The following is a 24,492-nucleotide window of genomic DNA, read 5'->3' as shown; positions in this document are numbered from 1 at the left end:
GCCATGGCTGTGCACGCTGCCATGCCCGGCCTGGCAGCGCGGCCGCTGGCCTTGCTGGCGGGCGCGGCCTGCGTGCTGGCCTTGCGCCATTATCCGCTGGGCCACGGCTGGCCCGGCCTGTTGTTTGCCGCCCTGCTGCCCGCCTACTTCCTGCTGCTGTGCTGGCGTCCCGCCAGCTGGCTGTTTTGCGTGCCCGCCCTGCTGCCCGTGCTGGACCTGGCGCCATGGACGGGCTGGTTCTTCCTCGAAGAAATCGACGTGCTGCTGTTGCTGACGGTGGCCTGCGGCTATTGGCGTTTGGGCGGCGTCGCCCAACCGGCAGCGGCGCGGCTTTCGCCCGCCGCCCGCGCCTGTCTGCTGCTGTGCAGCCTGGCCTGGCTGGCGGCACTGCTGCGCGGCCTGCTGCCGCTGGCGCCCCTGGACGTGAATGCCTGGGATAATTATCTGAGCCCCTACAACAGCTTGCGGCTGGGCAAGGCCTGGGCCTGGAGCATGCTGCTGTTGCCGCTGCTGCTGCGCGACGCGGACCCTGCCGCCTTGCGCCGCTACGCGCTGCCGGGCATGCTGGCCGGGCTGGCCATGGTGTCGCTGTTCGCCCTGTGGGAACGGGCCGTGTTTCCCGGCCTGTCGAACTTGTCGAGCGACTACCGCATCACGGCGCCGTTTTCCGCCATGCACACGGGTGGTGCCGCGCTGGACGGCTACCTGGCCCTGAGCCTGCCGTTTGCGGCACTGTGGCTGGCGCGCGCCAGCAGCCGCTGGCAGGCGGTGCTGGCCATGCTGCTGCTGGCCCTGGCCCTGCACGCGGCATTCACCACCTTTTCACGGGGCTTGTACGCGGCCCTGGCGGCGGCCATGCTGCTGGCATTCTGGCAATCGCTGAGGACGGCGCCCGGTGCGGCAAGGCCCCCGTCCGGCCGGCCGCCCCTGCGCAAAATCTTGCTGAGGCTGCTGCTGGCCGGCGCAGGCACCATCCTGCTCGTGTACATGTTCAGCCTGGCCGGCTACCGGGGCTTGCTTGCCGCCGTCGTGCTGCTCGCGGCCAGTTTCGTGCTGGCGGCGCGGCCCTTGCCGTGGCGCCTGGCTCCGGCCAGCCTGCTGTGCGCGCTGTGTCTGCAGGGCTTGCTGGCCGCCTGGTGGCCGGAACCTGCCGGCCAGCAAACGGCCGGCTGGCTGAAAGGCCCGTACTTCCTGTTCCTGCTGGCCGCCGTGATGCTGGTGGCCGCGCTATGGCCGGGCGGCGGCAAGACTGACAAAGGAGCGGCCAGGCTGGGGCTGGCGATGATGGCGTGGACCATGCTGGCATGCAATCTCGCCTGGATAGGCTGGCACTGGGCCGGTCCTGCGGCCCTGCCGCCGGCCGGCCTGGTCGTGCTGCTAGCCATGCTGATGCTGTGCAACGGACGCTTGCGCCCACCGCTATGGCGGCTGGACCGCGCCAGCCTCAGCATCGCGGGCGCGGCCGGCATCCTGTTGCTGCTGGCCATACCCGTGTCGGCCAGCTATTACGCCACCGAACGCTTCGCCACCACGGCCTTCGACATGCAAGGCCGCTTGCGCCATTGGCGGCAAGCGCTGGCCATGCAACCGCCGGACTGGGGCGACCGCCTGTTCGGCATGGGCATAGGCAGCTTTCCCGCCACGTATTACTGGCACAATCCCCAGCGCGAGGTGCCGGCCAGCATCGCGTACGCCGAGGCAGGAGGAAACCGGTATGTGCGCCTGGCCAGTCCCGGCTACAGCGCCGGCTATGGCGAACTGCTGCGGCTGCTGCAACGGCTGCCCGTGCAGCCGTCCACGCGCTACACCCTGGCGCTCGACGTGCGGCGAGCGGGACCCATGCCCGTGCTGCTGGCGCGCCTGTGCCAGCGGCAACTGCTGTATGCCCAGGGCTGCGTGAATGTCCCGCTGCGCCTGCGCCCGCCGCCGCCTGGCAACCCGCCGGAGGGATGGCAGCACTATGAAGTACCGTTCGACAGCGCCTGGCTGGGTGCGGGTGCCTGGCTGCTGCGTCCGCCCGTGCAGCTGGAACTGGCGGCCAGCGGCACGGCCACGTCGTCCGTGCTCGACGTCGATAATCTGAGCTTGCGCGCACCCGGCGGCGAGGAATTGATCGCCAACGGGGGCTTTACGCAAGCCAATAATTACTGGTTTTTCAGCAGCGACCACCATCACTTGCCATGGCACGTCAAGAGCATGGCCCTGCATTTGCTGATAGAAACGGGCTGGTGCGGTGCCTTGTCGATGCTGGCCCTGCTGGTACTGGCCGGTATGCGTCTGCTGCGCCAGGCCGCGCGCGGCGATTCCGGCGCGCTGGCCTGCGCCGCCGCCCTGCTGGGTTTTCTCGTCGTCGGCCTGTTCGACAGCCTGCTCGACGTACCGCGCATCGCCCTGCTGTGCTATCTGATGCTGCTGCGCGCGCTGTTGCAGCCCGTGCCACCTCCTACCGTTGAAAGTGCGCCGCCATGAAATTCTTGTCCTCCGCCCTGCTGTCCTGCCTGGCCCTGCTCCTGGCTGGCGCGCCGTGCCACGCCGACGATACCTTGGCGCAAGTCATCGCACGCGTCAAACCGTCGATCGTCGGCGTGGGCAGCCTGCAAAAGACACGCACGCCGCCCATGAATTTCATCGGCACGGGCTTCGTGGCGGGCGATGGCTTGAGCGTGCTCACTTGCGCCCATGTGATACAGAAACTGATCGATGCCAATCCGAACGAAGTCATCGGCATACTCACGGGCCAGGGCGAGGCCGCGCAATTTCGTCCTGCCAAGGTCCAGGCGGTCGACACGGAACACGACCTGGCCCTGCTGCGCCTGGCGGGCGCGCCGCTACCCGCCCTGGCGCTGGGCGACGCGGCCACGGTGCGCGAAGGCCAGGCCATGGCGTTTACGGGGTTTCCGCTGGGTACCTTGCTCGGTTTGCACCACGTGACCCACCGCGCCACCGTGTCATCGCTGACACCGGTGGTCATGCCCAGCGAAAACGCGCAGCGTCTCGACGTGCGGCGCCTGGCGCAGCTGCAAAAGGCGCCGTACACCGTGTTCCAGCTGGACGCGACGGCGTATCCGGGCAGCAGCGGCAGCCCCTTGTTCGATCCCGAGACCGGTCTCGTCTACGGCATCGTCAACATGGTGTACGTCAAGGGCCTCAAAGAGGCGGCCATCAGCGCGCCCAGCGGCATCACTTACGCGATTCCGGGCAGCCACATGCAGGCGATCTTGCTGAAAAATAAATGAATAATCAGTTGCGCCCCTGCCTCAGCCTGTCGGTAATACCGGGCTCATCCCATGTAGGAAAAAAAAAGGGGTAAAACGACCGTTCACCCCCATGCTGTTCCATCAGGCCACCGTATTTGCGGATCTGGGCCCCCATGTAATCGAGGTCCAGTCGCAGCAGCACGGCCGGCGCCCCCACGCGGGTGCACTCGCGCTCGCCGCCGAAATCCTGGAAACCCAGCATGCGCTTGTAAAACACCACATGGCGCGGGTTGACTTCGATTACGTAATCCGTAAAGCCGTGAATATTGTGGGCATAGATATAAGAGATATGAATCAGCGCCGCAAACACGCGCTTGCTCACGCCCTTGTCGATGGCCAGGCGCGACGGTTCGCACAGGCGCCGGCCCTGCTCGCGCAGGACGTCGAGCTTGTCGCGGAAGTTTTCATCGGCGGGCAAGCCCGTCTCGTCATTGTCGAGGCACAAGGTCATGGTGCCGACGGTGGTGCCCGCCGTTTCCGCAAACAGCGTGATTTTATTCAGCGCGTGCGCCGTGGCGGGATCGACGGCATAACCGCGCCAGCCGTACATCTTGCGGATCAGCAAGCTGGCCGCTTCGCGCCGGCCACGCGAATTGGCCATGCGGATATGAAAGCGCTGCAGGTCGAGCTCGTGCTCCATGGCCGGGTCGATCTGCCCCTCGCCCACCACCAGGTCGCTGAAACTGCCTGGCGTGTCGAAGGAAATAATAGGTTCATCTTCAAAGCTCATCGTGTCCTCACGTTCATCGGCCGCCGTTGAGACGGACTGAAGCCAATGCCTTGTGACAAGACGAGAACTGAAGAAGTTCCCACCAACAGTCAAAAAAACAGAAGAAATTCGCCTTTAGATGGCAAAATTACACGTTGAAATTTGCTTGCAAGTACAAAATGACAAATATAAATTGCATTTTGATATTGCCGAGACCGCTGTTAAAAAAAGCTTTCCGGTATCAATAACACGTCGCCCGGCCGCATCATGACGTTGGCGGAAATATCGCCGTCTTTCAACAGATCGTTGAGGCGCACGCGCAGCTGCTGCTGGTTGCCTTCGCGCATGCGGATGATGCTGGCCTTGTTGCCTGCCGCGAAATCGGTAATGCCGCCCACCGCGATCAGCACGTCCATCAGCGACATGCCCTGCCGGTACGGCAACGCCTGCGGCTTGGCAGCTTCGCCGATCACCCGGATCTGCTCGCCATACGGCCCCGAGAAATTGGTAACGATGACGGTCACCACGGGTTGCTGGATGAACTTGCTCAAGGCTTGCTCGATGTCGCGCGCCAGCTGGGTCGACGTCTTGCCGCTGGCGGGCAAATCCTCGACCAGCGGCGTGGTGATCTTGCCATCGGGCCGCACGGCTACCGTCAGCGACACTTCGGGATTGCGCCAGACGATGATGTTGACGGAGTCGCCCGGCCCGATCATGTAGTCGTGCATGGGGGCGCTGTCGTCGGACGGCGCCAGCGGAAGGGAGGTGCGGCAGGCACCCAGCAGGCTGGCAGCGGCTGCCAGGCCCAGCGTATTGCAGAAAAATGCACGGCGAAACGGATTCATGCGGAGCCTCTTCGAGTCGGTGGCGCATCCATGGCCGGCCCCGCAGAACCAGCCTGGGCCGCGAACTTCCTATGATTATTAAAACGCGGCAAGGGAACCTTGAGGCGTATCAAGAAGCAATCATCTTGGGAAATCTTGCTCCGCAGCCGCCCTATACTTTGCTTACTCAACAAGCAAGTATTTCTTGCAAGACGCCGTCGTTGTCCGCGCCGCCAGCCCATCTACCGTGCAGCATCGTCACCTGAAGGAAGCGACATGGAAGAATTGATACAGCAACTGCTTTCCAGCCTGAAAGGCATCTGGAAATACCGCTGGCATGCGGTGCTGGTGGCGTGGCTGGTGGCCATCGTCGGCTTCATCAAGGTGATCACCCTGCCCGACGACTTCCAGACGTCGGCGCGCGTGTTTGTCGATACGCAAACCATCCTCAAGCCGCTGATGGCCGGCATGACCAGCGTGCCGAACACGGAACAGCAGGTGGCCATCATGAGCCGCACCCTGCTCAGCCGCCCCAACGTGGAGCGGGTCATGCGCATGGTCGACCTCGACCTGGACTCGAAGACCGTGCGCGAGCACGAGGCCCAGCTGGACGAATTGATGAGCCGCATCAAGATCACCGGCACCAACGCCTATGACATCTACACCATCAGCTACAGCGGGCGCGATCCCAAGCTGGTGCGCGACGTCGTGCAAAGCCTGCTGACCATCTTTGTCGAAGGCAGTTTCCAGGGCAAGAAGGGCGATTCGCAGAAGGCCGTGCAATTCATCGACGAGCAGATCAAGAATTACGAAGACAAGCTGAGCGCGGCGGAAAACCTGGTGAAGGAATTCAAGATCCGCAACAACCTGCTGCTGCCGCGCCAGGGCATAGACTACGGCAGCCAGCTGCTGATGTCGTCCGACAGCCTGAACAATGCCAAGCTGGAACTGGTCGAGGCCGAACAGGCGCGCAAGGCCATCCAGAGCCAGATCGAGGGCGACGAACCCGTGCTCGACATGGAGCCGAACGCGGCCTCCATCACGAATCCCGAGCTTGACGAGCGCATCGCGTCGATCAACAAAAACCTCGACAGCCTGCGCATGCAATATACGGAATTGCATCCCGACATCATCGCCTCGAAGCGCCTGGTGGCCCAGCTGGAAGAACGCAAGATCGAGGAAAGCAAGCTGAAGACGGCGTCCGGCGACCCGGGCAAGAACTACAGCCCCATGCTGCAGCAGCTGAAGGTGGCGCTGACGGATGCGGACGCCAAGGTGGCCGCCATCCGCGCCCGCGTGCAGGAATACAACGCGCGCAACGAACGCCTGCTGGCCCAAAGCAACGCCGTGCCCGAGGTGGAATCGCAGCTGGCGCAGCTGAACCGCGACTACATCATCAACAAGGAAAACTATGAAAAGCTGATCGGACGGCGCGAAGCGGCCAAGCTGTCGGGCGAACTCAGTTCCACCACCGAGATGATGGCCTTCAAGATCATCGACCCGCCCACGGTGCAATATGCGCCCGTCGGCCCGAACCGCCCGCTGCTGTTTTCCGCGGCGCTGGGTGCGGCCCTGGTGGCCGGCGTCGCCACGGCCTTGCTCATCAGCCAGGTGCGCCCCACCTTCCTCAGCCCCGCCGAACTGCGCGACGCCACGGGCTTGAACGTGCTGGGCACGGTATCGATGAACTGGACGCCGCTGCAGCAGGTGCGCCGCCGCCGCGCCCGTTACGGCTTCGGCGCCTGCCTGGGCAGCCTGTTCGTGCTGTACGGCGGGGTCATGACGGCCGCGCTGCTGAAATTCTAGATCCACCAAGGAGCGACGATGAACAGCATGGACAGCGGCAAGCAGGAACCTACCATCCTCGGCGTGGCCGAGACCAGTGTGCCTTATGGAGTGGACGGTGCGGATGGTACGGACGCGACCCGCTCGCCCCAGTATCGTCCCCTGAACCTGGCCCGGCTGAGCGAGCAAGGCATGCTCACGCACGATGGCGGGCGCAGCGCCGTGGCCGAGGATTTCCGCATCATCAAGCGCCCGCTGCTGCGCCAGGCGCGCGCCAGCGGCAGCGACGCCATCCGCCACGGCAACCTGATCGTCGTCACCAGCGCCATGCCCGGCGAAGGCAAGACCTACTGCGCCATCAACCTGGCCATGAGCATCGCCATGGAACTGGATATCACGGTGCTGCTGGTCGATGCGGACGTGGCGCGCCCGTCCGTGCTGAAGGTGCTGGGCTTGCCGCCGGAGCCGGGCCTGATGGACGTGCTGCTCGACCCGCAACTGGCCATGGCGGACGTGATCCTGAAAACCAACGTGGCCAACCTGAGCATCCTGCCCGCCGGGCGCAGCAACAAGCATGCGACGGAATTGCTGGCCAGCCGGGCCATGAGCCGGCTGCTGGCCGAAATCGCCAGCCGCTACAGCGACCGCATCGTCGTCTTCGATTCGCCGCCCCTCTTGATCACGAGCGAAGCGCACGCGCTGGTGGGACAGATGGGACAAGTGGTGATGGTGGTCGAGGCGGAAACGACGACCCAGCACGCTGTCAAGGAAGCGCTGCGCCAGATCGAATCCTGCGAACACATTCATTTGATCTACAACAAGACCAGATCATTCCCCGGCAACGACTACTACGGCTATGGCCATTACGACTAGCCGCCGCAGGCCACTGCCCCTGCTGCCGCTGCTGTCCCTGCTGCTGCCCCTGCCGGCCGGCGCCGTCGACTGGCTCGTGAAACCGTCGCTGCGATTGCGCGAAAGCTACACGGACAATGGCTTGCGCGCGCCGTCCGGCCAGGCGCAGTCCGACTTCATCACGGAAATCGCGCCCGCCATCGCCCTCATCGGCACGGGCCCCCGCCTGCGCGTGCACCTCGATTACAGCTGGCACAAATACCTGTCGGGACAGCGCGCCGACACGGACAACCACGAGCTGCGCGCCTCGGCCGACGCCGAACTGGTCAAGGACTGGTTCTTCATCGATGCCAACGCCAGCGTGAGCCGGCGCAACATCTCGCCATTCGGCCCCCAATTGATCGAGGACCTGCCCGGCACGGACAATGTCAGCACCGTGCGCACCACGGGCATCAGCCCCTATTTGCGCCACCGTTTTCGCGGCCTGGCCACGGGCGAGCTGCGCTACACGCGCAACACGGTCGACAGCGGCGGCCAATTATTGTCCGTGCACAGCGACGAAATGGAATTGCTGCTCAGCGGTGAGCCGCGCGGCAACGGCTGGACGTGGAACGCCAGCCACGACGTGCGCCGCACCCAGGACAGCAAGCTCGCGCCCGTGCGCATGCAGCGCAGCAGCGTGGGCCTGCGCTACCCGTTCAACAGCAGATGGTCGGCCACGGCCAGCGGCGGCATGGAAAAGGAAGGTTATATCTCTACCAGCGGCAAGGCGCCGGAAGGCCGCTTCTGGTCGCTGGGCGGCGTATGGACGCCATCGCCGCGCACCAGCGTCGCCTTCAGCACGGGCAAGCGCTTTTTTGGCAACACCTACAGCCTGGACGCCACTTTCCTGCAGCGCCATACCAACTGGCAACTCAATTACAGCGAAAACATCACCACCATGCCGACCCAGTTTTCGCGCCTGGGCGATCCCGACGCGGCCAGGCTGCTTGATCAATTGTGGCGCGGCATCTTCCCCAACGCGCGCGACCGGCGCCTGCGCATCGATGCCTTCCTGCGCTACGCCAACAGCCTGGGGCCGGAACGGGGCGCCCTCAATTATTTCAGCCACCGCTATTTCCTGCAAAAGCAGCTGAAGCTGACGGTGGCGCGCGCGACGGCGAAAAGCACGATGATCGCCGGTATCTCGGCCGTCGACCGCACGGCGCAAACGGCCAGCGGCGTCGACAGCGGCTTGCTGCCCGGCGTGGAATTCGGCAGCGAAGACCGCACGCGCCAGATCGGCGCCAACGTGGGCTGGAGCTGGCAAGCCAGCTCCCGCACCAGCGTGAACGTCAATGCCGGCTACGCGGGCGTGCGCTCGCTGAGCGCGCCCCGGCGCGACAACAACATCACCGTGACGGCCGGCTACACGCGCATCCTGCAGCCGAACATGACGGCCACCATCGACGTGCGGCACACGCGGCACGCCAGCAACCGCGGTGGCGACTACCGGGAAAACGGCGTCAGCGCCACGCTCAACATGCGATTCTAAGGAGGCCGCAGCATGTCCGACCGCTCTCTAGCGCCTGCCGCGCCGGCGCACCTGCTGTGCGTGGTGGCCGCGCGCCCGAACCTGATGAAGATGGCGCCCATCCTGGCCGCCCTGGCCCGCCAGACGCCTTCCGTGCGGGTGACTTTATTGCATACCGGACAACACTACGACACGGCCATGAATGGCCAGCTGTTTGCGGACCTGGACATGCGTCCGCCCGACATCTGCCTCGACGTGGGCTCCGGCAACCACGCGCAGCAGACGGCCGACATCATGCGCCGCTTCGACGCCGTGCTCGACGGGCAGCCGCCGCTGGCGCCCGATGGCGTACTGGTGGTGGGCGACGTCAATTCCACCCTCGCCTGCGCGCTGGTGGCGGCCAAGCGGGACATTCCCGTGATCCACGTCGAGGCGGGATTGCGCAGCGGCGACCGGCGCATGCCCGAGGAAATCAACCGCGTGCTGACGGATCAATTATCCAGCCTGCTGCTGACCAGCGAGGAAGGCGCGCGCGCCAACCTGCTGCGCGAAGGCATCGCCCCGGAACGCATCCATTTCACGGGCAACGTCATGATCGACAGCCTGCGGCGGCAGCTGCCGCGCGCGGTACAACCCGCCGCCACCCTGCGCGCCCACGGCCACGCCTGCCCGCCCGCGTATGGCCTGTTGACCTTGCACCGGCCGTCGAACGTGGATGCGCCGGCGCAACTGGAAGCGCTGCTGCAGGCGCTGGGGCAGCTGTCAGCCCGGTTGCCGCTGCTGTTTCCCATCCACCCGCGCACCCTGGCCAGCTTGCGCCTGGCAGGCCTGGAAGCGCTGCTGGCGCGGCATGCCATCGTCCGCCTGCCGCCGCTGGGCTACCTGGAAATGCTGGGCCTGATGCAGGACGCGCGCCTGGTGCTGACGGATTCGGGCGGCATCCAGGAAGAAAGCACGGCCTTGGGCGTGCCTTGCTTGACCTTGCGCGACAATACGGAGCGGCCCGTCACGGTCAGCGACGGCACGAACACCCTCGCGGGCACGGACCCGGCCGCCATCCTGGCGCTGGCGGGTGTCATCCTCGACACGGGTGGCAAGCGGGGCCGCATTCCGCCCCTGTGGGATGGCTGCGCGGCCGAGCGCATCGCCGCCGTCGTCGCGCCCTGGCTGGCGGCGCGCCGGAGCGCGCCATGACGCCGCCGGTGATTTTGCGCAACGCGCTCACCATCGACGTGGAAGATTACTTTCAGGTGTCCGCCTTCGCGCCGCACATCGCGCGCGCCGACTGGCCCCGCCTGGAATGCCGGGTCGAGGCGAATATCGAGCGCATCCTGCTGCTGCTCGACAGCAGGCGCATCCACGCCACCTTTTTTACCCTGGGCTGGATCGCCGAGCGATATCCGGCCATGCTGCGCCGCGTGGCCGACGCCGGACACGAGGTGGCCAGCCACGGCTACGCGCACCTGCGCGCCAGCGAGCAGTCCGCCGCGCAGTTCGCCGACGACGTGCGCCGCAGCAAGACCATCCTCGAGCAAATAACGGGGCTGGCCGTGCGCGGCTACCGGGCGCCCAGCTTTTCCATCGGCGCGGCCAACCTGTGGGCTTTCGACGAGCTGCAGGAAGCGGGCTACGGCTACAGTTCCAGCATCTACCCGATCCGCCACGACCATTACGGCATGCCTGATGCTCCCCGCTTCGCCTGGCGCCCGCGCGGGCCGCACGGCGTGCTGGAATTGCCCGTCAGCACCGTGCGCCTACGCGGGCGCAACCTGCCGGCCGGCGGCGGCGGTTATTTCAGGCTGATGCCGTATGCACTGTCGCGCTGGCTTTTGCGACGCATCAATTCGCGCGACGGGCAAGCTGGCATATTCTATTTTCATCCTTGGGAACTCGACCCCGGCCAGCCGCGCCCGTCCGGCCTCGACGCCAGGACGCGCTTTCGCCACTACCTGAACCTGGGGCGCATGGAAGCACGACTGGGGCGCCTGACGCGCGACTTTTCCTGGGACCGCATGGACCGTATTTTTTTGGAAAGCACATGATGCACGAGGCCCGCCTTGCTCCCGACCCGGCACCATCGAGCGCCGCCATCGCCGTGCGGTCCCTGCAGGGGAACGAACATGCGCGCTGGGACGCCTTTGTCGACACGTGCCCTGATGCGACTTTCTTTCACCGGGCCGGCTGGCAAACCATCATGGAGCAAGGTTTTCACCACGACAGCCATTTCCTGTATGCGGAACAGGATGGACACATTGCCGGCGTGCTGCCGCTGGCCCATCTGCGCAGCCGCATGTTCGGCTCCGCCCTCGTCTCGCTGCCGTTTTGCGTGTACGGCGGCATCGCCGGCGGCAGTTCTTCCGTCCGCCAGGCGCTCGACAGCGCCGCGCTGGCGCTGGCCAGGCGCCTCGGCGTGGGGCACCTGGAATACCGCTGGCGCGAACTGCCGGAAGATGCAGACTCATCCTGGCTGCACAAACCCCTGTACGCAACCTTCCGCCGTCCCCTGCATCCGGATGCCGAGCAGAACCTGCTGGCCATTCCCCGCAAGCAGCGCGCCGTCGTGCGCAAGGCCATGGCGGCCGGCTTGCACAGCGCCATCGATTATGACCTCAAGCATTTTTACCCGATCTATGCGGCCAGCGTGCACCGGCTGGGCACGCCCGTCTTCGCGCGCCGCCATTTTTCCCTGCTGCGCACGGTTTTCGGCAAGGCTTGCGATATCCTCACCGTGTATCACGGCCAGCAGGCGCAAGCGAGCGTGCTGCTGTTCTATTTCCGCGACGAAGTGCTGCCATATTACGGCGGCGGCAGCGTGCTGGCCCGCAGCACGGGCGCCAACGACTTCATGTACTGGGAAGCGATGCGCCGCGCCTGCGCGCGCGGCTACCGCCTGTTCGATTTCGGCCGCAGCAAGCTGGGCACGGGGGCCTACGACTTCAAGAAGAATTGGGGCTTTACGCCGCAGCCGCTGCCGTATGCCTACCAGCTCGTGCGCGCCAAGGCCTTGCCGGAGGTCAATCCATTGAATCCGAAATACGCGCTGTTCATCCGCGCCTGGCGCCGCCTGCCGCTGCCGCTGGCCAACCTGCTGGGGCCGCATATCGTGCGGCAACTGGGCTAAGCAAGGAACCCACCATGCGCGAACTGCTCTTCCTCGCCCACCGCCTGCCGTATCCGCCCAACAAGGGCGACAAGATACGTTCGTGGCACATGTTGCAATACCTGAGCCGGCATTTCCGTGTCCACCTGGGCTGCTTCATCGACGATGACGACGACTGGCAACACACGAAAACCGTGGCCGCCCTGTGCGCCAGCACGCGCTTCATCGACTTGCAGCGGGGACCGGCCCGCTGGCGCGCCGCGCAGGCGTTGCTGTCGCGCCAGGCCATGAGCGTGCACTACTACCGCGACGCGCGCCTGCTGCAATGGGTCGAAGGTTTGCTGTCCAACGGCAAGTTGCGCCATGCGCTGGCTTTTTCCGGCCCCATGGCGCAATACATCGACGGCAGCGCGGGGCGCCATCTGCACCGCGTGATCGATTTCGTCGACGTCGATTCCGACAAATGGCGCCAGTATGGCGACAGCAAACCGTGGCCCATGTCGCTGCTGTACCGGCGCGAAGCGCAGCTGCTGTTGCAGTACGAACGCCATATCGCCCAGCAATTCACGGCCGCCAGCTTCGTCTCGCCGGCCGAGGCGGCCCTGTTCCGCCAGTGCGCCCCGATGGCCCGGCGCAAGACGGGATTTTTCAATAACGGCGTCGACACGGACTATTTCGCGCCCATGCCGGCGCAGAGCACAATCTATCCACCCGGGGCGCAGGCGCTCGTGTTTACGGGCGCCATGGATTACTGGCCGAATGTCGACGCCGTGCAATGGTTCGTGCGCCACGTCTGGCCCGCCCTGCGGCGCCAGTTTCCCCAGTTGCAGTTTTATATCGTCGGCAGCGCGCCCGTGCCCGCCGTGACGGCCTTGGCCAGGGTGGCGGGCGTGGTAGTGACGGGCAAGGTGCCCGACATCCGCCCCTACCTGGCCGGCGCGGCCTTGGCCGTGGCTCCCCTGCGCATCGCCCGCGGCGTGCAGAACAAGGTGCTGGAAGCGATGGCGATGGGCAAGATCGTGCTGGCCACGCCGCAGGCGCTCGAAGGCATCGCTGCGCAGCCGGGCCTGGAACTGCTGCTGGCGCGCGACGACGCCGAATTCATCCACCATGCGGCGCGCGTGCTGCGCAATGCCCAGGGCGGCGCGGCCGAAGGCAACGGCACGGCCATGGGCGCGGCGGCACGCCAGCTGGTCTTGCAGGATTACGACTGGGAGCGCAACCTGCGCGGCCTGGGCGCCATGCTGGGCTTGCCTGCCGAGGCGGAGGCGCCCGCCGGCGGTATCGCCGCACCGTTGCAGCCCGTGCGGGAGCCATCCACATGAGCGTACAGCTCGACCAGGTGGCCCGCTTGCCGGACGCGGCACTCCTGCCGCACGGTCATCGCCGGCGCCACGCCGCGCTGGCGGCGCTGCTGCTGGCCCTGGCCGCCGTCATATTGCTGTATCACGCCACTTTCTGGTCGATGGTGGAACTGTGGGCCCGCTCGCAGACGTTCGCGCACGGTTTCCTGATCGTGCCCATCAGTTGTTGGCTGGCCTGGCGCCAGCGTGCCCGACTGGCCGCGCTGGCGCCCCAGCCCGTGCGGACAGGCTTGCTGCTGCTGGGCGCCCTGGGCCTGGCCTGGCTGCTGGCCGACGCCGCCAACGTGCCCGTGGTGGAACAATATGCGGCCACGGCCATGCTGCCCGCCTGCGTGCTGGCCATCCTCGGCTGGCCGGCCGTGCGCCTGCTGGCCTTTCCGCTGGCCTACCTGTTTCTCGCCGTACCGTTCGGCGAAGTCTTCATCGAGCCGCTGATCGACTTCACGGCCGCCTTCACGGTGACCGCGCTGCAATGGTCGGGGGTGCCCGTGTTTCGCGATGGCAGCAATTTTTCTCTGCCCACCGGCAACTGGTCGGTGGTGGAAGCGTGCAGCGGCTTGCGCTACCTGATCGCCGCGCTGGCCCTGGGCGCCCTGTTCGCCCATGTGAACTGCCACAGCACGCGGCGGCGCGTGGCCGTCATGGCCGCCGCCCTGCTCGTGCCCATCCTCGCCAACGGCGTGCGCGCCTACCTGATCGTGATGCTGGGCCACCTGAGCGACATGCGCCTGGCCGTGGGCGTCGACCACCTGATCTATGGCTGGCTGTTCTTCGGCCTGGTGGCGCTGCTGCTGTTCTGGCTGGCCGCGCGCTGGCGCGAATTGCCGCCGCCACGCGCCGTGCCGTCAGGCCAGCCCGTGCGCCTGAGCGCCGGCGCGGCCAGCCCGCGCGCCGCCGTGCGCGCCGGCGTGGCCTGCCTGCTGCTGGCGGCCGTGTGGCCGGCACTGGCGCTGGCCAGCCAGCGCGATGATGGCGCCACGCTGCCCGCCGTGGTGCTGGCCTTGCCAGATCCGCCCGCCTGGCATCGCCTGCACGATATTCCACCTGCCTGGCAAGCGCCGTATGCAGGTAATCCCGCGCGGTTTTCCGCCGCGTTTGCGCGCCAGGATGGCGACGACGCGCCCGTGGGCCTGCAGCTGCGCTGGTATGCGCGCCAGGCGCGCGACGCCGAACTGCTGACGCACCAGGCCTTGCCGTACGGCCCCCGCTGGACGCCGCTGGCGCAACGCGTGCGGCAGGTCAACCTGGCCGGCGGCGCGCTGGCCGTGCGCGAAAGCGTGCTGGCGCATGGCGGCGAACGCCTGCTCGTGTGGCGCGTCTATCGCCAGGGCGGCATCGTCACGGCCAGGCCCGTGCTGGTGAAACTGCTGCTGGCGCAAGCCAAGCTGCTGGGCCGGCGCCAGGATGGCGCCGACATCATCGTCTTTGCCGCCTACGACGAGCTGGCGCCGCCGCCGCGCGCGCGCCTGCAAGCGTTCCTGCAGGCGGCGCTGCCCGTCATCGAACAACGCTTGCAGGAGTTGCCGCATGGCCCTTGACCTCGATACCGGCGACACGCAAGCGGCCGGCGCCGCCCCGCTGATCGTGCACGTGATCCACCAGCTCGACGTGGGCGGGCTGGAAAATGGCTTGATCAACCTGATCAACCATTTGCCGCCGGAACGCTACCGGCACGCCATCGTCTGCATGAAGAACGCCACCGCGTTTCGCCAGCGCCTGACCACGCCCGGCGTCGATGTCATCAGCCTGGACAAGCGCGAAGGCAAGGACTGGCGCCACTATCTGCACCTGTACCGCATATTGAAACAGCTGCGGCCAGCCCTCGTGCACACGCGCAACCTGGGCTGCCTCGAGGCGCAATTGCTGGCCTGCCTGGCCGGCGTGCGCCTGCGCGTGCATGGCGAACACGGGCGCGACATGAGCGATTTGCACGGCACCCGCCGCAAATACCGGCTGCTGCGCAAGCTGATGCTGCCGCTGGTGCAGCACTTCATCGCCGTCAGCGCCGACCTGGGACTGTGGCTGGTGGACGCCATCGGCGCGGCGCCCGGGCAAGTGTCGCACATCGGCAACGGCGTCGACAGCGTGCAATTCCACCCGCGCCTGGGCCCGCCGGCCGCCGTGGGGCCGCCCGGCTTCCTGTGCAACGGCGCCTTCGTCATCGGCAGCGTGGGCCGCATGGCCCCCGTCAAGGACCATGCCTCGCTGGTGCGGGCATTTTTGCTGTTGCTGTCGCAGCCGGGCGCCCGCGCGCGCCTGCGCCTGATCATCGTCGGCGACGGGCCGTGCCGCCAGGCCTGCCTGGAACTGCTGCAGCAGGCCGGCGTGGCGCACCTCGCCTGGCTGCCCGGCACGCGCGACGACGTGGCGCAACTGCTGCGCGCCATGGACCTGTTCGTGCTGCCCTCGCTGGCCGAAGGCAGTTCGAACACCATCCTCGAAGCGATGGCGACGGGCCTGCCCATCGTCGCCACCCAGGTGGGCGGCAATGCGGAACTGGTGCAGTCGGGCTGGAGCGGCACCCTGGTGCCGCCCGGTTCGCCCGAGATGCTGGCCGACGCCATGCTCGACTATTACAGCATGCCCGAACTGGGCCCCCGTCACGGCGCGCGCGGGCGGCGCCAGGTGCTGGCCGAGCACAGCCTGCCCGCCATGGCCGGCGCCTACCTGGCCGTGTACGACCGCCTGACGGGCGCGCGCCAGCCCTCTTCCCTGTCCACCTATCCATAAAGGCCTCCCATGTGCGGCATCAGCGGCATCTTTGATTTGCAGGGCCAGCGCGACATCGACGTGCTGCTGCTGGCGCGCATGAACCACAGCCTGCGCCACCGGGGGCCGGACGAAGGCGGCTTGCACCGCGAACCGGGCCTCGGCCTGGCGCACCGGCGCCTGTCCGTCATCGACCTGGCCAGCGGCCAACAGCCGCTGTTCAACGCCGACCGCAGCATCGCCATCGTCTTCAACGGCGAAATCTACAATTACCGCAACCTGATGGCCGAACTGCGCCAGTTCGGCCACCAGTTCCGCACCAGCAGCGATACGGAAGTCATCGTCCACGCGTGGGAACAATGGGGAGAGCAATGCGTGCAGCGCCTGCGCGGCATGTTCGCCTTCGCCCTGTGGGACCGCCGGCGCCACCTGCTGTTCCTCGCGCGCGACCGCCTCGGCGTCAAACCGCTGTACTACGGCGAGGCGCAGGACGGCACCCTGCTGTTCGGCTCCGAACTGAAAGCCCTGCTCGCGCATCCGTCCATGCCGCGCGCGCTCGACCCGCTGGCCGTGGAAGAATACTTCGCCTACGGCTACGTGCCCGAACCGCGCAGCATCTTCCAGCACGCGCGCAAGCTGCCGCCCGGGCATACGCTCTCGATCCGCGCGGGCCAGCCCCTGCCCGCGCCGAAATCGTACTGGGATATTCCGTTCGCGCCGAACCCGCCCGCCAGCGAGGCGCAGGCGGCCGACGAACTGCTGGCGCGCCTGCGCGAAGCCGTGCGCATCCGCATGGTGGCCGAAGTGCCGCTCGGGGCATTCCTGTCCGGCGGCGTCGATTCGAGCGCCGTCGTGGCGCTGATGGCAGGCGCCAGCAGCACGCCCGTCAATACCTGCTCCATCTCGTTCGGCGACCCGGCCTACAACGAGGCGCGCTACGCCGACCTCGTGGCGCGCCGCTACGGCACGGCGCACCACGCGCGCCAGGTCGAGCAGGACGACTTCGAACTGATCGACCTGCTGGCCAACCTGTACGACGAACCGTTCGCCGACAGTTCCGCCATGCCCACCTACCGCGTCTGCCAGCTGGCGCGCCAGCGGGTCACGGTGGCCCTGTCGGGCGACGGCGGCGATGAAAGCCTGGCCGGCTACCGGCGCTACCGCCTGCACACGCGCGAGGAAAAAGTGCGCAAGGCGATGGACCCGCTGCTGCCGGCCGGCTTGCGCCAGTCGCTGTTCGGCACACTGGGACGGTTGTACCCGAAGGCCGACTGGGCGCCCCGCTTCCTGCGCGCCAAGACCACGTTCGAGGGTCTGGCGCGCGACACGACGGACGCATATTTTCACGGCGTCAGCCTGCTGGGCGACGCCATGCGCGCACGTTTGTTCAGCCCCGAACTGCGGCGCAGCCTGCACGGTTACCGCGCCGTGGAAGTGCTGCGCCGCCACGCGCTGGCCAGCCCCGCGCAGGATCCGCTGTCGCAGGTGCAGTACCTGGACCTGAAAACCTACCTGCCCGGTGACATCCTGACGAAAGTCGACCGGGCCAGCATGGCGCATGCGCTGGAAGTGCGCTCGCCCCTGCTCGACCATGAACTGGTGGCGTGGATGTCGGGCTTGCCGCCGCAGTTCAAGCTGCGGCGCGGCGAAGGCAAATACCTGCTGAAAAAAGCCCTGCGCCCGCTGCTGCCCGATACCCTGCTGTACCGCCAGAAGATGGGCTTTTCCGTGCCGCTGGCCGACTGGCTGCGCGGCCCGCTGCGCCAGCGCCTGCAACAGCGGCTGCTGGGCCCCACCCTGGCGCAATGCGGCCTGTTCGACATGGATTACGTGCGCCTGCTGCTCGATCAGCATGCGAGCGGCCGGCGCGACTACAGCGCGCCTCTGTGGTCGCTGCTGATGTTCGAAGCGTTTTTGCGCCAGGTGCTGCCCGTCGATGGCCGCCAGGCGCCGGTGCCCGCGCCAGCCATGGCCATGGAGTGAATCCATGCGCATCCTGCACATCCTCGACCACTCGCTGCCCCTGCACAGCGGCTACACGTTTCGCACCCTGGCCATCCTGCGGCAGCAGCGCGCGCTGGGCTGGCACACGACGCAACTCACCAGTGCCAAGCAGGGGCCGTCCGACGGCGCGCAGCAGCTGGTCGACGGCTGGCATTTCTACCGCACGGCGCCCGATGCGCGCTGGTGGGCGCGCCTGCCCGTGCTGCGGCAAGTGGCCGTCATCATCGGCCTGGCCATGCGTTTGCGCCAGGTGGCACGACAAGCGAAGCCCGATATCCTGCACGCGCATTCGCCCGCCCTGAACGCCATCGCCGCGCTCAACGCGGGCCGCGCACTGGGCATCCCCGTCGTGTATGAAGTGCGCGCCTTCTGGGAAGACGCGGCCGCCGACCATGGCAGCAGCCGGCCCGGCGGCCTGCGCTACCGGCTCACGCGCGCGCTGGAAACCTACGCGCTGCGCCGCGCCGACGCCGTCACCACCATCTGCGACGGCTTGCGGCGCGAGCTGCGCGCGCGCGGCGTGCCCGCGCATAAAATCACCGTGATTCCAAACGCCGTCGATGCGGGCGCCTTTTGCGTCACGGCGCCCGACGACCGGTGGCTTGCGCACAAACTGGGCCTGCATGGCCACCTGGTTCTCGGCTTCATCGGCTCGTTCTACGCCTACGAGGGACTGGCCCTGCTGCTGCGCGCCATGCCGCGCCTGCTGGCGGCGCAGCCCGCATTGCGGCTGCTGCTGGCCGGCGGCGGTCCGCAGGATGCGGCGCTGCGCGCGCTGGCCGAGCAGCTGGGCATAAGCCACGCCGTGGTCTTCGTGGGCAGAGTGCCGCATGCGCAGGTGGCCGCCTATTATCAGCTGGTCGACATCTGCGTGTATCCGCGCCTGCCCATGCGGCTGACGGAACTGGTGACGCCCTTGAAACCGTTAGAGGCGATGGCGCAGGGCCGTCTCGTGGTGGCGTCCGACGTGGGCGGCCACCGCGAACTGGTCGAGCATGGCAAGACGGGCATGCTGTTTCGCGCCGGCGACGCCGAGGCGCTGGCGCAAACCATACTGGCCCTGCTGCTGGCGCCCGCCAGCTGGCCCGCGCTGCGCGACCGGGCGCGGGCGTTTGTCGAGACGGAGCGCAGCTGGCAAGCCAGCGTGGGCCGCTATGCGCCCGTGTATGCGCGCGTGGCGGCGGGAGCGATGGCATGATCTTCACGGGCCTGCGCATCGCGCTGGTCGGCCCGCTGCCGCCGCCGGCCGGCGGCATGGCCAACCAAACGGCGCAACTGGCGCGCAAGCTGCGCGAGGACGGCGCACAAGTGCAGCTGCTGGCCGTCAACGGCCCCGCGCTGCCGCCGTGGCTGGCGCGCATCCGCTACCTGCGCGCCGCGCTGCGCCTGCCCGTGCACTTGTGGCGCTTGTGGCGCACGGCCAATACGGTCGACCTGTTCCACATCATGGCCAATTCCGGCTGGTCCTGGCATCTGCAGGCCGCACCGGCGCTGTGGATCGCCAGCCTGAAAGGCAAACCTGCCCTGCTCAATTACCGGGGCGGCGAAGCGGCCACCTTCCTGGCACGCTGGCCGCGCCTGGTGGCGTTCAGCCTGCGCCGCGCCAGCGCCATTGCCGTGCCCTCGGCCTACCTGGCCGGCGTCTTCGAACAATATGGCCATACGGCCCACATCGTGCCGAACGTGGTGGACTTGCAGCGCTTTACATCAACCACACCCGCCGCGCCACCATCCGCCGATGGCCCGTGCATCCTCGTGGCGCGCCACCTGGAGGCGCTGTACGATAATGCCAGCGCCGTGCGCGCCTTCGCCATCGTGCGCGAGGCTTTTCCGACGGCGCGCCTGGTGCTGGCCGGCGGCGGACCGCAGCGCGCGGCGCTGGCGCGCCTGGCCAGGTCCCTTGGCGTGACTGACGCCGTGCGCTTCGCCGGCCCCGTCGACAATGCCGCCATGCCGGCCCTGTACCAGGCCAGCGACATCGTCCTCAATCCCAGCCTGGCCGACAACATGCCCAATTCCGTGCTCGAGGCGCTAGCCTGCGGCGTGCCGGTCGTCAGCACCAACGTGGGCGGCATCCCCGCCCTGCTGCAGGACGGCGTGACGGCGCTGCTGGTGCCGCCCGGCGATCCTGCCGCCATGGCGCATGCCATCCTGTCCCTGCTGCGCGACCCTGCGCGCTCCCAAGCGCTGGCGAACGCAGGCCTGGCGCACGCAGCCACCTTCGGCTGGCCCGACGTCGCACCCAGGCTGGCCGCGCATTACCGGCGCATCCGGGCCGCGCCGCGCCCCGGCGCCTACACGCGCCTCGTCGCCCGCTGGCTGTTTCCCCTGCATGAATGGTGCAAGGGACACCACAGCGCGCGCCTGCTGCGCCGGATGGAACGCTCGCAGTGGTGGAGCGCACAGCAACTGCAACAGTGGCAGCTGGCGCGCCTGCGCGCACTGCTGCGCCATGCGGGCGACCACGTGCCGTATTACCGCGCGCTGTACGCCCGCAGCGGTTTCGATCCCGAGCAAGTCAAGCAACTGGCCGATCTGTCGCGCCTGCCGTTGCTGAGGAAGCGCGACATCGCCGCTGCGCGCGACAGTTTCAAGTCGGCGCGCGCCGTGGGTTTGCGCCCGTTCGCCACGGGCGGCTCCAGCGGCGAGCCGTTGCAGTTTTTCCTCGGGCGACGGAGGGTCAGCCACGACATCGCCGCCAAGTGGCGCGCCACGCGCTGGTGGGGCGTCGACATCGGCGACCGCGAAGCCGTGCTGTGGGGTTCGCCCATAGAACTGCACGCGCAAGACCGCGTGCGCCGCCTGCGCGATGCGCTGCTGCGCACCGCCCTGCTGCCCGCGTTTGCCATGTCGCCCGCGCGCCTGGACGACTATGTGCGGCAATTGCGCCGCTGGCGTCCGCGCATGCTGTTCGGCTATCCGTCGGCCCTGTGCCGCATCGCCAGCCATGCTGCGGCGCGCGACCTGCCGCTCGACGGCCTGGGCGTGAAAGTGGCGTTCGTCACGGCCGAACGCCTGTATGACGAGCAGCGCGCGCAGATCGCCGCCGCCTTCGCCTGCCCCGTGGCCAACGGCTACGGCGGGCGCGACGCTGGCTTCATCGCCCACGAATGCCCGGACGGCGGCATGCACATCACGGCCGAAGACATCATCGTGGAAATCGTCAACGACCAGGGCCAGCCGCTGCCACCAGGGGCGACGGGCGAAATCGTCGTCACCCATCTGGCCACGCAGGACTACCCCTTCATCCGCTACGCCACCGGCGACGTGGGCGCGCTGGGCACCGAGCCATGCACCTGCGGCCGCGGCCTGCCCCTGCTGCAAAAAATCGAAGGGCGCAGCACGGATTTCCTCACGGCGGTCGATGGCACCGTCATGCACGGCCTGGCCCTCGTCTACATCGTGCGCGAACTGCCGCAAGTGCGCAGTTTCAAGATCATCCAGGAAACCCTGCTGCGCACGCGCGTGCTGCTCGTCTGCCTGCCGCGCCTGGACGACGCCACGCGCGCCACCATCGTGGCCGGTTTCCAGGCCAGGCTGGGCGCGCAGGTCGACATCGCCGTCGAGGAAGTCGACGAGATCGCGGCGGAGGCGTCGGGGAAGTACCGGTATGTGCTCAGCAAAGTCGCCTAGCAAGCAGGCCTACATCGACACGAGATAATTTTTCCCAACCACGCGGCCATGCCGGTCCAGCTCCACCGACCACACTTCCAGCTCCGGGTTCAAGCGGTTATCGAACCACAACCGCTCGGCGCACGGCGCCGCGCATGGCGCCGAGCCATAGCGTTCGAACGACTCGCCGGCCCGCTCCACGTGGGTCGGCGCACCGAAGCGGCCAAGCACCGTTTGCCGCGTATCGCCCGTCTGGACTTGATCGAACGCCGCCTTGCGGCTGTTGGAGAACACGCAGCATGCGGCGACATACCAGGCCGGACTGAGGATGAGCAGGCACAGTAGTATTTTTTTAGGCGATATCTTGATTTGCATAGCGTATTGTCGATGACTTCATCGAGCGCGGCAAGCCGGCCGAAACGAGGCTGGGCAGAGTTAGAAAGAGGCAGGTCGGCCAGGAAGGCGCGATCTCGACTTAGATACTAGGCTTGTACTTCCGTTTTCGCCGCAAAGCGGCCAGTAGCTAGTCTGCTGATCGCCCGATCTACTGTTTCAGAAAGGAAAGCTTCCCACCTAATAGGACCCGTTCCATTGAATATCCGGCGCCGTAATATCGCCCTTGCTCATTCTTGACTTCGACCTTGAGATAGGTTCGGTTAGGGCATTTGCCAGTCTTGGCGTGATACCAGTAGATTGCGATCCTGATCCATTCGTTTCCGATGCCTCGCTTTCCATAGTTGATGGCTTCAAAATCAAACGATTCAATGCGTCCGAAGATTCTTTGCATACCCCATGCTGGCTTTACCAACTCATCGCGGGAGTAGACCAATTTGAGTTTAGGCGACATAGATGCGTAAACGCCATCGAGTTCATTTTGCGCGAGGTGTTTTGCAGTCTGATCAGCGAGAGCAAGGATTGCGACGTCCACAACTTTGCCTAAGGACTCAAACGCAAATGTCGGCTGTACTGTTAGCAACGGCGTTACGACAAGCAGCATTGCCTTTAAGAAATACATCGTGTTTCCAAAATATAAAATATTATTTTCTTGTGCCACTCTTTAAACTGCAATGCTGCGGCATTAATTACCATAGAGTATATGAGTAAAAATCAATCCATAAAAATAAGAGAGGCCACTATAACAATCACAATGCCAAAAACAAAAACATAATGAATAATTTTCTCGCTTTTTGGCGCCTCAGAAAGACGCTGAGCATTGGTTTTTATCAAGACATCTTTTAGTGTAAATCTGCTGTTTTTCTTATGGTCCACAGCTTTTCTCCTTGGAAATTTTTTCATTCCTAAACTAAAAGGTAAAATTCCACGGTGGGTGCATGTTTTCTTATTTAAATAATTGCCAACGGAAAGTCCGTATATGGACTCCTCCTCGTTTGCAAACATTCCGTCTTTGGCTTTTAGGTACGACTGCTCACGTATATTCGGTCTCTAACTGCTTTGCCCATCATCGGGCAAGGACCATAATGGGCTATTCGCGCGCCGACTCCCTATCGCTTCTACGGGCTTAAAGGCCACAGACATTCTCGGGTTCTGCCAGCGCCGGTTCGACCTGTTGGCCATCATCGGCATGTTTCGCAATCGTGGTTGGATACTCCTTTTTACGTACTAACTGCTCACTGCTTAGACCGCTTCCAGCTCAGGCTGGTAGTCGGTGCCTTTGGTCATCATCGCCCAGGCGATACGCGCCGTCTTGTTGGCCAGCGCGACCGCCGCGATGTTGTGATGCCGCGTCTCGGCGATATGCGTCACCCAGCGACTCATCCGATCATTCTTGCTGGCCGCTGTTCGTAACACTGAACGGGCCCCGTGAATCAACAACGTCCGCAACTGAGCGTCGCCGCGTTTCGTAATGCCCAGCAATCGCTCCTTGCCGCCTGAGCTGTTTTGTCGTGGCGTCAGCCCCAGCGACGCCGCCATCTGCCTACCACTACTGAACTGCTTCGCGTCGCCAACATTAGCCACAATCGCGGTAGCGATGATCGGGCCGACGCCGCGCAGTTGCTGCAACCGGGTGGCGACCGGATCGGTCGATGCCGCGATTTCTATTTCCTGATCCAGTTCCTTTACTCGCAGTTCCAGGTTCAGCAGATCGAGCCACAAACTGCGCAGCAAGCGTCGGAAACGTTGTGTCAATCCGTTCTCCAGATCTTCCAGCCACAGCGGAATGGCTGCTCGCAGTTGAATCATTTCCTTTGGCGCTACCAAACCATACTCACTGCACAGCCCACGGATCTGGTTGCCCTTGGCGGAGCGCTGACTCACCAGCTCCGCTCTGATCCGGTGTATCGCCTGCAGGTCCTGCTGCTCCACCGATTTGACCGCAACGAAACGCATACTCGGCCGGCTCATCGCCTCGCAAATCGCCTCGGCATCGTTGGCGTCGTTCTTGTTGCTCTTCACGTACGGCTTGACGAACTGCGGCGCGATGAGCTTTACCGTGAAGCCGCGTTTCTGCAATTGCCGGGCCCAATGATGCGCGCCGCCACAAGCTTCCATACCAATCTCACAGCCAGGTTCTATTTTCTCCAGCAATGCCGGCAGCCATTCTGCCCGACTTAGTTTCTTGCGCCAGACAACCTTTTCGCTACGATCAACCCCGTGCACTTGAAAGACACTCTTGGCGAGATCAACTCCGACGCGGATAATCTTCATGGTGGACTCCTTCTTTCAACTGGTTGTGTCGAAACTCCAGTTTAGGCGCTCAGACGCCGACAGGTGAGGAGGAGTCCATCCCATTGCTTCTGGCCG

20 protein-coding genes are annotated in these 24,492 nt (G+C 65.7%); 14 read left to right on the top strand and 6 right to left on the bottom strand.

Translation table 11 applies throughout. The features are described 5' to 3' along the window. Positions 1-3: 3 nt before the first annotated feature. Together BLU39_RS00095 and BLU39_RS00090 are read left to right on the top strand one after the other, a co-directional pair. Positions 4-2,469 (top strand): hypothetical protein, encoded by a 2,466-nt coding sequence (locus tag BLU39_RS00095; RefSeq protein ID WP_092707965.1) that lies wholly within the window; start codon positions 4-6, stop codon positions 2,467-2,469. Next, entirely contained in the window at positions 2,466-3,236 is a 771-nt protein-coding gene (locus BLU39_RS00090; protein WP_092707962.1) for a S1 family peptidase, read from the top strand. Before BLU39_RS00095 ends, BLU39_RS00090 begins: the two co-directional genes overlap by 4 nt. Before the next feature lie 4 nt (positions 3,237-3,240). On the opposite strand, the gene BLU39_RS00085 is transcribed toward BLU39_RS00090, so the two are convergent. Further along, positions 3,241-3,987 carry an N-acyl amino acid synthase FeeM domain-containing protein gene (locus tag BLU39_RS00085; protein WP_092707959.1) on the bottom strand — a complete coding sequence of 249 codons (747 nt, stop codon included), beginning with the start codon at positions 3,985-3,987 and terminating at the stop codon, positions 3,241-3,243. 200 nt (positions 3,988-4,187) lie between these two features. Next, positions 4,188-4,811, bottom strand: a complete 624-nt coding sequence (locus BLU39_RS00080; RefSeq protein ID WP_092707955.1) for an XrtA/PEP-CTERM system exopolysaccharide export protein — start codon at positions 4,809-4,811, stop codon at positions 4,188-4,190. 255 nt (positions 4,812-5,066) lie between these two features. Between BLU39_RS00080 and BLU39_RS00075 the strand changes: the two genes are divergently transcribed. From BLU39_RS00075 to BLU39_RS00020, 12 genes are read left to right on the top strand one after another with little or no spacing between them, the layout of a single operon-like run. After that, on the top strand, positions 5,067-6,596 hold the full coding sequence (locus BLU39_RS00075; RefSeq protein ID WP_092707952.1) for an XrtA system polysaccharide chain length determinant: 1,530 nt from the start codon (positions 5,067-5,069) through the stop codon (positions 6,594-6,596). Positions 6,597-6,614: 18 nt separating this feature from the next. Next, on the top strand, positions 6,615-7,448 hold the full coding sequence (locus BLU39_RS00070; protein WP_092707949.1) for an XrtA-associated tyrosine autokinase: 834 nt from the start codon (positions 6,615-6,617) through the stop codon (positions 7,446-7,448). After that, a complete protein-coding gene (locus tag BLU39_RS00065) occupies positions 7,432-8,961 on the top strand; it encodes a TIGR03016 family PEP-CTERM system-associated outer membrane protein (RefSeq protein WP_092707946.1) in 1,530 nt (509 codons plus the stop codon). Before BLU39_RS00070 ends, BLU39_RS00065 begins: the two co-directional genes overlap by 17 nt. Before the next feature lie 12 nt (positions 8,962-8,973). Further along, positions 8,974-10,134, top strand: a complete 1,161-nt coding sequence (gene wecB, locus BLU39_RS00060) for a non-hydrolyzing UDP-N-acetylglucosamine 2-epimerase (RefSeq protein ID WP_092707943.1) — start codon at positions 8,974-8,976, stop codon at positions 10,132-10,134. Further along, positions 10,131-10,982 carry an XrtA system polysaccharide deacetylase gene (locus BLU39_RS00055; protein ID WP_092707940.1) on the top strand — a complete coding sequence of 284 codons (852 nt, stop codon included), beginning with the start codon at positions 10,131-10,133 and terminating at the stop codon, positions 10,980-10,982. The genes wecB and BLU39_RS00055 overlap by 4 nt, the downstream gene beginning before the upstream one ends. Beyond that, the gene (locus BLU39_RS00050; RefSeq protein WP_092709765.1) at positions 10,982-12,061 is read left to right on the top strand and encodes a FemAB family XrtA/PEP-CTERM system-associated protein; all 1,080 of its coding nucleotides are present in this window, start codon (positions 10,982-10,984) and stop codon (positions 12,059-12,061) included. The genes BLU39_RS00055 and BLU39_RS00050 overlap by 1 nt, the downstream gene beginning before the upstream one ends. A 14-nt stretch (positions 12,062-12,075) precedes the next feature. Next, positions 12,076-13,365 (top strand): TIGR03087 family PEP-CTERM/XrtA system glycosyltransferase, encoded by a 1,290-nt coding sequence (locus BLU39_RS00045; RefSeq protein ID WP_092707937.1) that lies wholly within the window; start codon positions 12,076-12,078, stop codon positions 13,363-13,365. Further along, entirely contained in the window at positions 13,362-14,942 is a 1,581-nt protein-coding gene (gene xrtA, locus BLU39_RS00040) for an exosortase A (protein WP_092707934.1), read from the top strand. The genes BLU39_RS00045 and xrtA overlap by 4 nt, the downstream gene beginning before the upstream one ends. Continuing rightward, positions 14,932-16,134 carry a TIGR03088 family PEP-CTERM/XrtA system glycosyltransferase gene (locus BLU39_RS00035; protein ID WP_092707931.1) on the top strand — a complete coding sequence of 401 codons (1,203 nt, stop codon included), beginning with the start codon at positions 14,932-14,934 and terminating at the stop codon, positions 16,132-16,134. Before xrtA ends, BLU39_RS00035 begins: the two co-directional genes overlap by 11 nt. Before the next feature lie 9 nt (positions 16,135-16,143). Continuing rightward, complete coding sequence (locus BLU39_RS00030; protein ID WP_092707928.1) at positions 16,144-18,096, top strand: XrtA/PEP-CTERM system amidotransferase; 1,953 nt, start codon at positions 16,144-16,146, stop codon at positions 18,094-18,096. 4 nt (positions 18,097-18,100) lie between these two features. Continuing rightward, positions 18,101-19,315 (top strand): TIGR04063 family PEP-CTERM/XrtA system glycosyltransferase, encoded by a 1,215-nt coding sequence (locus tag BLU39_RS00025; protein ID WP_092707925.1) that lies wholly within the window; start codon positions 18,101-18,103, stop codon positions 19,313-19,315. Then, entirely contained in the window at positions 19,312-21,750 is a 2,439-nt protein-coding gene (locus BLU39_RS00020; RefSeq protein WP_092707922.1) for a glycosyltransferase, read from the top strand. The genes BLU39_RS00025 and BLU39_RS00020 overlap by 4 nt, the downstream gene beginning before the upstream one ends. A gap of 9 nt (positions 21,751-21,759) precedes the next feature. Here the strand turns inward: BLU39_RS00020 and BLU39_RS00015 are convergent, their stop codons facing one another. The 4 genes from BLU39_RS00015 to BLU39_RS00005 form a co-directional block, all read right to left on the bottom strand. After that, positions 21,760-22,104 (bottom strand): hypothetical protein, encoded by a 345-nt coding sequence (locus BLU39_RS00015; protein ID WP_092707919.1) that lies wholly within the window; start codon positions 22,102-22,104, stop codon positions 21,760-21,762. A gap of 169 nt (positions 22,105-22,273) precedes the next feature. Continuing rightward, the gene (locus BLU39_RS00010; RefSeq protein ID WP_139178074.1) at positions 22,274-22,783 is read right to left on the bottom strand and encodes a hypothetical protein; all 510 of its coding nucleotides are present in this window, start codon (positions 22,781-22,783) and stop codon (positions 22,274-22,276) included. A gap of 53 nt (positions 22,784-22,836) precedes the next feature. Beyond that, complete coding sequence (locus BLU39_RS28030) at positions 22,837-23,127, bottom strand: hypothetical protein (RefSeq protein WP_139178072.1); 291 nt, start codon at positions 23,125-23,127, stop codon at positions 22,837-22,839. A 237-nt stretch (positions 23,128-23,364) separates the two neighbouring features. Beyond that, positions 23,365-24,396 carry an IS110 family RNA-guided transposase gene (locus BLU39_RS00005; protein WP_092707913.1) on the bottom strand — a complete coding sequence of 344 codons (1,032 nt, stop codon included), beginning with the start codon at positions 24,394-24,396 and terminating at the stop codon, positions 23,365-23,367. Positions 24,397-24,492: the final 96 nt, after the last annotated feature.

This window comes from Janthinobacterium sp. OK676 (assembly GCF_900103595.1).
Classification (GTDB): Bacteria; Pseudomonadota; Gammaproteobacteria; order Burkholderiales; family Burkholderiaceae_D; genus Janthinobacterium.
This window is presented reverse-complemented; position numbering and strand designations above follow the sequence as displayed.